12 protein-coding genes and 1 pseudogene are annotated in these 12,650 nt (G+C 37.2%); 10 read left to right on the plus strand and 3 right to left on the minus strand.

Features of this window, described 5'->3' with window-relative positions; all coding sequences use genetic code 11:
- Nucleotides 1-318: 318 nt before the first annotated feature.
- From ACJ004_RS24620 to ACJ004_RS24645, 6 genes and pseudogenes are all read left to right on the plus strand, one after another.
- Complete coding sequence (locus ACJ004_RS24620) at nt 319-1,299, plus strand: ABC transporter substrate-binding protein (protein ID WP_410895779.1); 981 nt, start codon at nt 319-321, stop codon at nt 1,297-1,299.
- A gap of 83 nt (nt 1,300-1,382) precedes the next feature.
- Nucleotides 1,383-2,942: a sugar ABC transporter ATP-binding protein gene (locus tag ACJ004_RS24625; protein ID WP_410895780.1), complete on the plus strand. Its 1,560-nt coding sequence runs from the start codon at nt 1,383-1,385 to the stop codon at nt 2,940-2,942.
- Nucleotides 2,943-3,031: 89 nt separating this feature from the next.
- Entirely contained in the window at nt 3,032-3,934 is a 903-nt protein-coding gene (locus ACJ004_RS24630; RefSeq protein ID WP_374193787.1) for an ABC transporter permease, read from the plus strand.
- 224 nt (nt 3,935-4,158) lie between these two features.
- Nucleotides 4,159-4,362, plus strand: coding sequence for a hypothetical protein (locus ACJ004_RS24635; RefSeq protein ID WP_410895782.1), 204 nt, complete (start codon nt 4,159-4,161; stop codon nt 4,360-4,362).
- 50 nt (nt 4,363-4,412) lie between these two features.
- Complete coding sequence (locus tag ACJ004_RS24640) at nt 4,413-5,378, plus strand: carbohydrate kinase family protein (protein ID WP_410895783.1); 966 nt, start codon at nt 4,413-4,415, stop codon at nt 5,376-5,378.
- 404 nt (nt 5,379-5,782) lie between these two features.
- Nucleotides 5,783-6,102: pseudogene (locus ACJ004_RS24645) on the plus strand (DDE-type integrase/transposase/recombinase); the annotation flags it as partial.
- A gap of 33 nt (nt 6,103-6,135) precedes the next feature.
- On the opposite strand, the gene ACJ004_RS24650 reads toward ACJ004_RS24645, so the two are convergent.
- Nucleotides 6,136-7,074, minus strand: a complete 939-nt coding sequence (locus ACJ004_RS24650; protein ID WP_410895784.1) for an amidohydrolase family protein — start codon at nt 7,072-7,074, stop codon at nt 6,136-6,138.
- Nucleotides 7,075-7,608: 534 nt separating this feature from the next.
- Here ACJ004_RS24650 and ACJ004_RS24655 point away from each other — a divergent pair.
- Together ACJ004_RS24655 and glsA are read left to right on the plus strand one after the other, a co-directional pair.
- Entirely contained in the window at nt 7,609-7,938 is a 330-nt protein-coding gene (locus tag ACJ004_RS24655) for a hypothetical protein (protein ID WP_410895785.1), read from the plus strand.
- A 198-nt stretch (nt 7,939-8,136) separates the two neighbouring features.
- On the plus strand, nt 8,137-9,066 hold the full coding sequence (glsA, locus tag ACJ004_RS24660) for a glutaminase A (protein WP_410895786.1): 930 nt from the start codon (nt 8,137-8,139) through the stop codon (nt 9,064-9,066).
- 554 nt (nt 9,067-9,620) lie between these two features.
- On the opposite strand, the gene ACJ004_RS24665 is transcribed toward glsA, so the two are convergent.
- Nucleotides 9,621-10,166: a pyridoxamine 5'-phosphate oxidase family protein gene (locus tag ACJ004_RS24665; RefSeq protein ID WP_410895787.1), complete on the minus strand. Its 546-nt coding sequence runs from the start codon at nt 10,164-10,166 to the stop codon at nt 9,621-9,623.
- Between the two features lie 55 nt (nt 10,167-10,221).
- Between ACJ004_RS24665 and pdxR the strand changes: the two genes are divergently transcribed.
- Nucleotides 10,222-11,682 carry a MocR-like pyridoxine biosynthesis transcription factor PdxR gene (gene pdxR / locus ACJ004_RS24670; protein WP_410895788.1) on the plus strand — a complete coding sequence of 487 codons (1,461 nt, stop codon included), beginning with the start codon at nt 10,222-10,224 and terminating at the stop codon, nt 11,680-11,682.
- Nucleotides 11,683-11,838: 156 nt separating this feature from the next.
- Here the strand turns inward: pdxR and ACJ004_RS24675 are convergent, their stop codons facing one another.
- On the minus strand, nt 11,839-12,294 hold the full coding sequence (locus tag ACJ004_RS24675; protein WP_410895789.1) for a hypothetical protein: 456 nt from the start codon (nt 12,292-12,294) through the stop codon (nt 11,839-11,841).
- 197 nt (nt 12,295-12,491) lie between these two features.
- Here ACJ004_RS24675 and ACJ004_RS24680 point away from each other — a divergent pair, with 197 nt between their 5' ends.
- Nucleotides 12,492-12,641 (plus strand): hypothetical protein, encoded by a 150-nt coding sequence (locus ACJ004_RS24680; protein WP_410895790.1) that lies wholly within the window; start codon nt 12,492-12,494, stop codon nt 12,639-12,641.
- Nucleotides 12,642-12,650 lie beyond the last annotated feature (9 nt).

A 12,650-nucleotide genomic window follows, 5' to 3' on the forward strand; every position in this document is an offset into this window, starting at 1 on the left:
TATTTATTTAAATTGTTAATATTTTATTATTTTACTATAACTTATGGATAAATATGCCATCATTGACAATTATAAACACGCATAATATAATCTGAATTAACTTAAAACATTCAAAAACGAGCATAAACAATCAAAAACAACCAAGTGAAATTAAAAAAATATTCCATTAGAATGAAATTGTTTTCAAAAAGATGAAAACGCTAACAGTAGAATTTAAATTAGCAAAAAATGTTATTTAAGGTGGTGATGAATTAATACTGAAAGCGATAACAATATCTAAATTCCTGTAAGTAATCTTTTAAAAATAGGGGGATCATAATGAGAAAAAATGTAAAAATGCTATTAATACTAGTTTTAATGTTTGTAATGGTTGTGATGACTGCGTGTACTAGTGCTAGTGAATCATCAAGTGAATCTACGAAAGATAAGAAAGAGCAAAAAGGTGACAAAAAGTTAACAATTGGATTAACTGTGGGTACTTTGGCCAATCCTTTTTTTGTTGCCATGTCGAAAGGGGTGGAAGAAGCAGGGAAAGAATTAGGTGCAGAGGTTTTTGTTGAAAGTGCTGAATATGATCTCGCAAAGCAAACTTCTCAAATTGAAAATTTCATTACAAAAAATGTGGATGTTATTTTATTAAATGCTGTTGATACAAAAGGAATTGCAGCAGCTGTTCAACAGGCAAAAGACGCTGGTATTCCTGTAATTGCTGTAGATACGAATGCTGAAGGTGGTGTCGATGCTACTGTTACATCGGATAACTATCAAGCTGGTAAACTAGCTGGAGAATATGTCATTGAACAATTAGGTGGAAAAGGAAACATTGCTATTATTGATGGACCTCCTGTTTCAGCAGTAACAGACCGTATTAAAGGGTTTGAGGATGCTATTAAAGATTCTAAAATTAAAATAGTAGCGAAGCAAAACGGCGAAGGAAATCGTGAAAAGGCATTAACCGTTATGGAAAGTATTTTACAAGCTAATCCATCAGGTTCTATTGACGCAGTATTTGCTATCAATGACCCTGAAGCAATCGGAGTTGAAATTGCTCAAGAGCAAGCTGATCGTAAAGATGAATTTTTCATTGTGGGTGTAGATGGTGCTCCTGAAGTTACAGAAGCTATGGCAAAAAAGGGAAGTACTATTAGGGCAACTTCAGCACAATCACCAAGCGAAATGGTGAAAAAGGCTGTTGAAATTGGAATGAAAGTGAAAAATGGTGAAGATGTAGAAGATCTTATTAAAGTCCCGGTTAAACTTGTTACTCAAGATAAATTAGATTCTTACCAAGGGTGGTAAGCCTCCTCTAATCAATAGGGCTGATAAGGAAAGACCCCTTATTCAGCCTTTTTTTAAATTAAAAAAAGGGGTGAGATAAAAGTATGGCTGTTACAGAAAGGTTATTGAAGGTTCAACATGGACATAAGAATCCAGTGTTGAATATGGAAGGGATTAGTAAAACGTTCTCACGTATAACCGTATTAAACAATGTGAAAATTGAACTTTTTCCAGGCGAAGTACATGCATTAATGGGCGAGAATGGAGCCGGAAAGTCAACTTTTATGAAAATTCTAGCAGGGATCCATACACCTGATAATAATGGTGGAAAAATCTATTTTAAAGGTCAGGCGACTTTGTGGAAGGATCCTGTTGATGCAAGGAACAAAGGAATAAGTGTCATTCATCAGGAGTTAAACCTTTCTCCAAATTTGACGATTAGTGAAAATATCTTAATGGGTTCAACCTTTCCGAGAAATCGGCTAGGGATGGTTAAGTGGGGAGAGGTGCATAAAAGTGCACAAAAGGTGTTAGATTCAATGGGGTCTAATCTTAATCCACGCCAATTGGTTTCAACCCTAAGCGTTGCTCAACAACAAATGGTAGAGATCGCTCGAGCGTTATCCTTTAAGGCAGAGGTTCTTATTATGGATGAACCAACTGCCTCTTTAACAGATAAAGAAATTATGAAACTATTTGATATTATTGAGGATTTAAAAAAACAGGGTGTTGCCATCGTTTATATTTCTCATAGAATGGAAGAAATCTTTACGATTGCTAATAGATTTACTGTCTTACGTGACGGTGAGTGGATTGCAAGTGGCCCCATTGAAGAGACAAACCCCGATCACCTTGTGAAGCTAATGGTAGGTCGTGATTTAAAAGATTTGTTTAATCGAGATAAGTCACCTGATCCAAAAAAACTTTCAAAAAGCAGTTCCCCTGTTCTAGAACTGAAAAATGTATCTGATAACACCATTGTTAAAAACGTTTCGTTTAAAATCTACCCAGGTGAAATTATTGGTTTAGCAGGGCTTGTAGGTGCAGGTAGAACAGAGTTAGTTAGGGCCCTATTTGGTGCATCTGAGTTAGTAAGTGGGGAAATATTTGTAGATGGAAAGTCCGTTAAAATACAATCCCCCATAGACGCAATGGCTAATGGAATTGCTCATGTACCTGAAAGCAGGAAAGAGCAAGGTTTATTTTTATCTATGTCCGTAAAAGAGAATATTTTAATGGCAGAGTTGAAAAAGCATACGAAGGCTGGAATTGTTAGTTGGAAAGAAGTGAATGCTACCGCTGATCGTTATATAAAAGAACTAAACATAAAAATTGCCTCACCGGAACAGCAGGTATCGAACTTAAGTGGTGGTAATCAACAAAAAGTTGTGATCGCTAGATGGCTGTCCATCGCACCTAAAGTATTACTGCTTGATGAACCTACGAGAGGTGTGGATATTGGGGCAAAGACTGAAATACATAAAATTGTTTCGAAGCTTGCCGAAAATGGCTTGGCAGTTTTAATGATTTCATCTGAGCTTCCGGAAGTTTTAGGCGTAAGTGATCGAATCCTCGTCATGTGCGAAGGAAGATTAACAGGAGAACTTTCGAGGGAAGAAGCCACACAGGAAAAAATTATGTACTTAGCTACTAGGGGGGAGTAAAGAAAATGAGGGGAAATACTCAAACAATATCACAAAGAGAAAGCCTTCATGTTGGGAAGATCCTTCACGGATTATGGAATCGATTAGGTATGATAATGATTTTAATCTTATTATGTGTAGTCCTTTCTTTTACCGCGCCTAATTTCTTAGAAACGGCCAATATGTTAAATGTATTAAAGCAGGTTTCCATCATTGCTGTGCTAGCTGCTGGAATGACAATTGTGATATTAACTGGTGGAATTGATTTGTCGGTCGGGTCAACAGTTGCTTTATCCGGTGTTATTTCAGTTATGGTCTCTTCAGCAGGAGTTAACCCCGTCATTGCCATGATATCAGGTGTGGCTGTAGGGTATGCAGTAGGACTAATAAATGGATTTTTCACTGCTAAAACCAAATTACCAGCATTTATTGTTACATTAGGTAGTTTCACCTATGTTCGAGGGCTTGCTTATGTCATTAGTGGTGGTTATCCGATTGTTTTACAAAATGAAACGTTCAAATTCATTGGTGGCGGAGCTATTTTCGGAATACCAACTCCTATCTATATCATGATTTTTGTTTATATCGTTATGTTTTATGTTTTAAAGTATACCATGTTTGGCCGCCATATTTATGCCATTGGTGGAAATGAGGAAGCAGCACGATTAACAGGGATTAAGGTTGAGAAGTCATTAATTAATGTGTATTCCATTAGTGGATTATTAGCAGGTTTAGGTGGGGTCGTGTTAGCTGGCAGGTTGTATTCTGGTCAACCAACTGCAGGTCAAATGTATGAGCTAGATGCAATTGCAGCGGTTATTTTGGGTGGAACAAGTTTAACAGGTGGTAAAGGAAAGATACAAGCAACGATCATTGGGGTATTAATTATGGGCGTTATTAGTAATGGCTTAACTCTAATGGACGTTAACTATTATTGGCAGCTTGTAGTCAAAGGTGGAGTAATTGTTGCCGCGGTTTTATTAGATCGCTTACGTGGAAATAGTGCAGCTTAATTCTTATCAAGTTCACATAAGAATTTCAAAACGCAAAAGAACAGACATTTAAAAGGGTTTCATTGGCTTAAATGTGTGGAGTTCAACAACTAAATTTAATAATGTTAAGACAAGAGTAATAAAAAGTAAAAATGATTAAATATCTTTCCTATTAATAAGGAAATCTTTTCATTGATATTAAGACTTTATAAAGGCTGTCGAATGATCGACGGCCTTCAATCTTCTTGCAGTTTTGCGATCAAAAGGGGGGACTTGCTGTTGAATTTACTGGAATTGGTTTTTCTGGACAAATGCATAACCAACGAAGTCAGCGGCAAATCCACTCCATACATAAAAAAATTCAAAAGGAAGAAGTAGGAAGGCAAACCCTGAATGCACTTTCTCCTGTTTTTTTTACTACCTTCTTTAATGTGGATAAAAGACCATGAACCTTTTAATTTTGAAAAAAGATGGGATAAGAATGGAGAGTGGAAAATAAATGAATAAAACATACCGCTCAGTTATGTGCGTTGGAGAGCTGTTAATCGATTTTTACTGTACAGATATTGGTGTTAATTTAAAAGAAGGTGATCATTTTCTAAAGAAGGCTGGAGGTGCTCCAGCGAATGTAGCAGCTACCATTTCAAAGCTAGGTGGGGAAGCGAGCCTTATTGGAAAAGTAGGAAATGACCCATTTGGATCATTTTTGATAGAAACTTTAAGTAAGGTGGGTGTAGATACATCAATGGTTGTTACTGATGATATAGCACCAACAACCTTAGCATTTGTTTCTCTCCAAGCAGACGGTGAAAGGGATTTTGTATTCAATAGAGGAGCAGATCAAAATCTAGCAGACGAAAACTTAAATTTAGATAGACTAAGTAGAGCAAAAATAATACACTTTGGATCCGCAACAGCGTTACTTGATGACCCTTTTAAAACAACCTATTTTAATGCAATGGAGTTTGCGCAAAATAGTGGAATATTCCTATCATTTGACCCTAATTTCCGTAAGGATTTATGGAGAAATAGAATTTATGAATTTATTAATTTAGCTAGAAAAGGTATATCCATGGCTGATTTTGTAAAGGTCAGCGAAGAAGAGCTTGAACTTATCACAGGAAAAATGGATAAGTATGAAGGAATAGAGAAGCTCCATAATTTAGGAGCGAAAATTGTGGCTGTGACTCTTGGAAGTGAAGGTACACTTCTTTCAAATGGAAATGATGTGAGTGTAATAAAAAGTATAGAAATAAATTCAATTGACTCTACGGGTGCTGGTGATGCATTTGTCGGTGCTGCTTTATATCAGTTTGCAAACTTTGAGTCCATTAACACAATTCTCAATGATTTTAGTAAACTGAAAGAGATCATTCTATTTGCAAATAAAGTAGGGGCACTAGTATGTACTAGGGTAGGAGCGATATCTTCCTTACCAAACGAAGAGGATATATTAAAAATTTAGTCATTTTTACTCATTCAGTGAGTTTAAAGAGTATGATTACAAGAATTAGATAGAAGTCATTCTTAAAGCACTTCTTCAAAGCATTCAAGTAATTCAAGAAATATGCTCCCAATTTAGAGGAATATTACAGGTTCAAAAGTGAAAAAAGGGGACATTAGATATGGAGGAAAAAAAGAAAATTTAATACAGATGAGGTACGGCCATTCGTTGGATTTTTTTCTGTTTCCGAGCATCCTCTTGACTCCCGCTGCCAGATACAACCATCCCGGTTTGGTAATTGCTGCTAAGCTTTAGTTATATAGGAATAGGAATGCCATGACATATATGTTAAAAAGTTTGTAAAAAGGTTACATACTAAGGTGTTTTTTCACTCCTATCAATGGTAAAAGTATTATCAATCTGAAATATTCCTTTTAACAGTAAGGTGGTACCTATGGAACAATCTAAGTATTCGCGACTTAGTGGAAATCAAAAGTGAACGAAGCTGATTCAAGCGCAAACAATGATTATGCGGAAGGGACACCAAAAATATGGTCCTGAGATAGAGAACTGAGTTCGTCGGAACATGAAGCTAACAAACGAGCGCTGGCGAGTAGATGAAACATATGTAAAAGTAAAAGAACAATGGGTTTACTTATATGGGGCAGTAGATGTAGAAGGGATCCCATTGATTTTTATCTATAGCAAATCAAGAGATACACAAGCAGTCAAGCGCTTTCAGAAGGCCTTGACTACTTGTCGTTCTACAATAACTCCTTTAGATAGATAGGAGAGATTTAACTCCACTCTCATTATTTGCTATAGGAGGCCAAGCACATAGGTCGAAAGGAAAATCCGATCCAGGAACCACTCTATCGGATCCAACCATTTCTATAAGAAAATTCAAACTTGTATTGTTCCAAAGTACGCTATCAAACCAAAAGCGACGCAAGTACTCTTCTGGAGGAGCTTGCAATGAAGCGGAAACCCCTGTCCATTTTTCATATCCTTTATTTAAACGACCAATCTGGTAGGGAAGTAAGCCGCCGCCATGAGCTAGCAAAATTCTTACATTTGGATATTTGTCCAGCAAACCACTTAACAATAAATCTGCAGCACAAATGGTTGTTTCCCACGGAACCCCAATTAGATTAGGCATCATCCTTTTCTGAAGTCGCGGATCCTCACAAAGCAGAGGATGAATAAAAATAATGGCTTTTTGATAATTGGCTTCCTCCCAAAAAGGAGTAAAAAATTCATCTGTTAACATGACATTTGATAGCCCGGGCCCAATAATGGCTCCTTTTAATCCTAAATTCATCGCATGCTTTAATTCGTTCGCTGCATGAACAGGATTGTTTAATGGAATGGTAGCTAGTGCCGATAATCGCTCACTGTTGTCATGAATCCAATTGCCTAGTGAACGATTGTAGACTGTTGAAAGCTCACTTGTAATATATTCAGGAAAATCATACATAAAAAGCTGGGGAATAGGTGAGACAAGGGAATGAGAAACGCCAGCATTTTCTTGTTCCTGCAGATATAATCCAGGATTGATAAATGACTCTTTCAGCTCAAATCCCCATTTATTATTTACTGTAAGAAAGTCAGCTTGATCTGGCGATTTTTTCTCCCATCTTGCTTGAACCAAATTCTGGTTATCCTTAAGCCAAAGCAAGACATCTGGCGGAATGAAGTGAGCATGCATATCAAACAAAGTAATCACGCTCCTTTTTCTCTTTTGAATAAATTAATGTTTCCAGTAACCGTCCCCCTGTTTTTTATGTCAATGGGAATTTTCAATCTGTTCACATAGTTGTAGAAAAGATTTTGTAAAGTCTAAATGAATATGAAGTTTAATATGATATAATATTTTCGGAAAGGAGGTAGAAATTGTAAATGAACAAATATCTTTCTTGTAAAATTGCAATCTTCCACTATAAATTCATCGTTTTAAACCTTTTGTGAACATAAAACCATACTAGTTTCAATATGAAAGATAAAACAAAGACATGAAAACAACTGATAAATGATCCCAACGTTTTTAAACAACCTCTTAAATGGATCTTCAAGTTAATCCACCTTAACACCCCTTTTTTTCACTAATACTTTTTTTAAAATATATTTATATAAAAAACAGACCTGAAATGAGTGATAAGTTCAAGCAAACTATTTATATCACTTTTAAGTATTTAAAGAATAAGACTATTATTTCTGGAAATGAAATACAAAATTTGAAGGAGGATAACCAATGGGCCACGATATTTCAGGATTCAATAAAGCAGGAGAAGAAATTGCGTATGCACGTTTCAGCATGGGGAATTACAATGCTCAAATATTGTACAGTTTACTTGATGCAAATCATTACAATGCAGGGGTTAGTGGAATAGGCGATGTTTCTACATTCTCCATACAACAAATTGAAAAGGCTTTGAATGCCTACAATCAATTATTTGATAATAAGGATTCACGGTTAGAAAGTGATGATTTATCTTGGGATAAAAAACAAATCCTGAATTTTATTTTAAACTGCTTAGCAACAGCAAAGAAAGAAGAAAATGTAAGAGTATGTTTTTGCTAATGTTCTTTTAGAGTTTTTTCTGAATTCCTCCATTTCATTTCTTTATCCTTAAAACTACAACAAGTTACTATTTCCCTTTCATCTTCTGTCAATCATATAAATTTCTAAAGAGAACTAGAGAAAAAGTTAATCGCGTTGCTCATAATACAGGTGAATGAACCCCCTATTATTCGCCCATACTACTATGGGTGATGACTAGTGCCATGTCAAAAAAGTGATGAATTAAAGCAATTAGTGGAAGAAGCAAAAAGATATACAAAGGATGGCAAGGTTGCAGATTATATTCCGGAGCTCCGTAAAGCCAATCCAGATGATTTGTCCATTGCCATAAATTATCCTGATGGAAGATGTATCTCAGCTGGAGATATTGATAAAATCATTACCTTACAAAGTATCTCAAAGGTACTAACCTTAGCTCTTGTATTAATGGAAAGAGGTTTTCGTTATGTTTTTGAACGGGTTGGTATGGAACCTACGGGAGACCCGTTTAATTCGATTGCCAAACTAGAAACAATGGCACCTGCTAAACCTTTAAACCCAATGATCAATGCAGGAGCGCTTGTCGTGACCCATATGATAAAAGGGGATTCGGTAGAGGAGCGGTTCAATCGGTTATTGGGCTTTATCCGGGAATTGGCCGGCGACCCTTCCGTTGTATATAGTGAGAAGGTAGCCCGTTCTGAATTTGAATCGGCCCATTTAAACCGGGCATTATGTTACTTTCTCAAGCAGCATAAAATCATCACGGAGGATGTTGAAACGTTATTGGATTTATATACAAAGCAGTGTGCAGTCGAAATGAATTGTTTGGATTTAGCGAGGATCGGCATGATTTTTGCAATGGATGGAGTGGATCCTCTTAACGGGAAAAGGATCATGCCCGACGATGTAGCAAGAATTTGCAAAACATTTATGGTTACGTGCGGAATGTATAATGCATCGGGCGAATTCGCGATAAAAATAGGTATACCGGCAAAAAGCGGTGTATCTGGCGGAATCATGGGAGCCGTTCCTGGCAAATTCGGAATTGGAATATTCGGCCCTGCATTAGATGAAAAAGGGAACAGTGTGGCTGGGCTTAAACTTTTGGAACTTTTATCGAAGAATTATCGGTTGAGTATGTTTTGAGAGCAATCCCACTTAATGACAGATGGGGTATTTTTATGATTGGCTAAGGAAACGGTGTTCAGTAAATCAAAACTTGTATTTTCAGGTTCCGGTTGCTGATAGGTGTACTTTCATTAACATCTATTGATTTAAGGTTCGGTGAATCCATAAAAGCATAAACCTGCAAAATCGAATGCAGGCTGTTACAAATACGATGGCTTCTCTTTGTGTTTTTCATTATTCGTTATACACCGAGTGGACCGAACAGTGCCAGGCACTGTTCGCTATCTATTATAGTGGGGAAACACCAGATAACTGGGGTTCCAAATATATCCTGTTTATCTTGCCTATTTTAAGTATAGTCATTTGGTTCCTGCTTGGTTTAGTAGGCAAAAATCCAAAAAAGTTGAACTATGTAAATTTAAAGGAGGCAAACAAAGAGATTCAGTATTCAAAAGCTAAAAGTGTAATGACCCTGATTAAAAATTTTAGCTTCCTTTCCTTTATCTTTGTTAACGAAGCAATGATGAGGAATGCAGTTGGAATGGACTCTAGTCGGTCCATTTTCCAAAGCTTTAAATATCCATATCAACTTTCCTGCCTGAGTAAAAAGACAAATGCGGTTTCAATTGATTTTCTTTTGCTGTTCGTATGCTGGGAACTAGTCGATAAACCAAAGTATGACTCCCTAGTGAGGAGCGATATTTCTCAACGTGGGATTGTGATAGGCTATTATTATAGTAGCCGGGTACGTACTTATCCAGCATGGCTTGCATTACGGCTGTTGCTTCATTTAAATCAGTAACCGCCTCGAGTGCTCCGAACAGCATCACACTCATGTAAGCAGTATCTGTCTTGGCTGGTATAGGACTTACCATAGTTCCATAATCTTCAGATACTGTGACACAACAGTTGGGATTGGCATGAATCAAATCTATTTTTCTCCCCTGTGCAGCTCCATGAAAATATAAGGCCTCATTCATCATAACGAAATTCAAAGGGACAACATATGGAACCTCCCCATCCGTTAATCCAAGATAACCTGTCCGTGCCTGGCTTAAAAACAGTTCAATACGCTTATCATCAGTACATTCTAATTTTTCTTGGCGAATCTTATTCATTTTTCATCCCCACTCTCTTAAATAATGATAAAATCATTGTAAGAAATTTCTGTACATGAGAAAAGTGACAGAATTTAAAAGTTTAATAGGGACAGACGGAGGGTTGACTTTGGAACTTACCCCATTTTTACAAAAGGAATTGCCAGAGCCATTATACATGCAGTTGTATCATTGGATTAAGAAGGAAATTGAAGAAAGCAGGCTTTTACCAGGAATGAAGATGCCATCCATTCGCCAGCTAACCCTTCATTTAAAGGTCAGCCGGAACACAGTTGAGGCTGCCTATCAGCAATTACAATCAGAGGGATACCTTGAAAGTGTCCCTAAAAGTGGAATATGGGTATGTGAGATTGAGAAACCTTTTTTGCATCCGATTGCGGGGGAGCATCCTATTAGGCTGGAATGTAAGCCGCCAAGCGAGGTCATTGTTGATTTTGAATATGGGAATGTCGATATTGAGAAATTCCCTTTAAAACAGTGGAAAAAATGTCTTACAGATGCAGTTGATCAAGAGAGCTATCAGTATAGTGAAAGAATGGGAGATTTGGCATTACGGCAGGAGATTTCAAACTATTTACTGCAATCGAGGGGTGTGCGATCTACATCAGAACAAATTCTGACAACAGCAGGTACACAGGCCTCCATGACGCTGATCTGCCAACTTTTAGCACTCAGGGGAAAAACCGTGGCAATGGAAGAACCAGGTTACAATGGTGTTCGAGCGGTTTTGGAAGATCAGGGATGCCATATTGAACCGGTGCCTCTTGAGAAGGACGGATTGTCAGTGGAATACCTTCGAAAGAGTAGGGCAAAAGCCGTATACTTAACGCCTTCTCACCAATTTCCATTTGGTATGGTTCTGTCCATTTCGAAAAGAATGCGAATGCTAAAATGGGCGTATCAAACTGGGGGATACATTATCGAGGATGATTATGACGGGGAGTTCCGATACCTGGGCCAGCCAATTCCTTCTCTAAAATCCCTGGATGAAGAGGAAAGGGTTATTTATTTAGGTACATTTTCTAAATCCTTTCTTCCTTCAGCCAGATTAAGTTATATTGTACTTCCACCTTCATTAATAGTTCAGTATTCACGAAAGTTCGCGGCTTATAACCAATCTGTCTCTCCTATTATTCAGAGGGCAATAGCCCTGTTCATACAATCTGGAGAATTCGAAAGGCATATTCGAAGAATGCGAAAGATGTACCAAAGAAAACACCAGGCTCTGATAAGGAGTATTGAACAATATATGGGCACTCAAGTAAAAATAGTGGGAGAAAAGTCAGGCTTACATATCTTATTGAAACTAAAAGGGATAACTGCCTTAGAACTGATCGAAAGGGGTCAAAAGAAGGGTGTCAAAGTTTATTCACCGGCAATGTTTTGGCTTCAGCCAACTCCCGAGAGTCATTCCTATATCATGTTAGGATTTGGTGGTTTATCGATTGAAGAAATTGATAAAGGAGTCAGATTGCTCGCTAGCTGCCTTCCGGGGATGGAAATTGGTGAGGCATGATAAAAAAATGGACTAAATTAGAATTATAAAATCTCATTTTTAAACTTTCAGGGGTCGCTTCACTTCAGATCAGTAGATGAGGTTTTTAAAAATAAACAGGTACCTGACCGAATTGCGATTACGCGAAGGGGCAAGGTACCGTTCAAACAAAACCTTTTAACACCAAACTACAATTTTAAAAGAGGTGGTTTGAGCAGGGAGGCTTTTTGTGGCAGGGCCATAGATCACTATGAGATTACGGTTTCCAATGTTCTTTGAAAATGCTTCCCCGTTTGGCAAGAGAATTTGGGTATAGGGGGATAGATTTAATTTTAACTGGCCATCACTACTCACAAGTTGAGAGTCAAAATAGTCAACTTTTACATTTTGGGATGGAGTATGTTTTACGATGACAAGTGCACGATATTGTGGTGGATAGATTAAAGGGACGGGGGCATTCGCATCATAATAGCCCGTTACCCTATCTCCGACAGCCACCATTGCTTGGTCAACAAAGTAAGTTGTAGGAGAGACAACGAAATTGGCGATTCCTTCCACTCCATCCTCTACAGATATTAATTTATAACATCCGTCGCTTTCGCTATTTGCTCCAATAATAAAATCACTTATCATAGTTACGATACCATGGAAAGAATGAAAATCTATTTGTGAAGCCGTGTTTTGTCTACCACGATAATAATGATTGTAATACAAGACACATACCTACCTTCTTGAACATATCATCCTAATTTATGTGTAAAGATCAAATTGGTGAATATCGCGAACCCAAAACTAATGAATGAGATTTTAAAAATAAAGGAGTAAAGTAAATGATAATTAACCAAAAAGACTTCAAAGTTAAAGAATTAAACTATGCGATTAGGTCTGCCAAGAAAAGTGATGCAAAAGATTTATCTTTGTTAAGATTACAAGGGAGAAGGGAGAGGCGTTCATCGACGAGTCAGGTTTTGAAAAAATAATCGAAGCAG

It is taken from the genome of Neobacillus sp. 204, from assembly GCF_046562815.1.
Classification (GTDB): domain Bacteria; phylum Bacillota; class Bacilli; order Bacillales; family Cytobacillaceae; genus Neobacillus.

Excerpts from the sequence above, each read along its gene's own strand:
- ACJ004_RS24665 (WP_410895787.1), bottom strand. The coding sequence starts at position 10,166 with ATGAATAAGATTCGCCAAGAAAAATTAGAATGTACTGATGATAAGCGT.
- ACJ004_RS24640 (WP_410895783.1), top strand. The coding sequence starts at position 4,413 with ATGAATAAAACATACCGCTCAGTTATGTGCGTTGGAGAGCTGTTAATC.
- pdxR (WP_410895788.1), top strand. The coding sequence starts at position 10,222 with ATGAGAAAAGTGACAGAATTTAAAAGTTTAATAGGGACAGACGGAGGG.
- ACJ004_RS24675 (WP_410895789.1), bottom strand. The coding sequence starts at position 12,294 with ATGATAAGTGATTTTATTATTGGAGCAAATAGCGAAAGCGACGGATGT.
- ACJ004_RS24620 (WP_410895779.1), top strand. The coding sequence starts at position 319 with ATGAGAAAAAATGTAAAAATGCTATTAATACTAGTTTTAATGTTTGTA.
- ACJ004_RS24625 (WP_410895780.1), top strand. The coding sequence starts at position 1,383 with ATGGCTGTTACAGAAAGGTTATTGAAGGTTCAACATGGACATAAGAAT.
- ACJ004_RS24630 (WP_374193787.1), top strand. The coding sequence starts at position 3,032 with ATGATAATGATTTTAATCTTATTATGTGTAGTCCTTTCTTTTACCGCG.
- ACJ004_RS24655 (WP_410895785.1), top strand. The coding sequence starts at position 7,609 with ATGGGCCACGATATTTCAGGATTCAATAAAGCAGGAGAAGAAATTGCG.
- ACJ004_RS24680 (WP_410895790.1), top strand. The coding sequence starts at position 12,492 with ATGATAATTAACCAAAAAGACTTCAAAGTTAAAGAATTAAACTATGCG.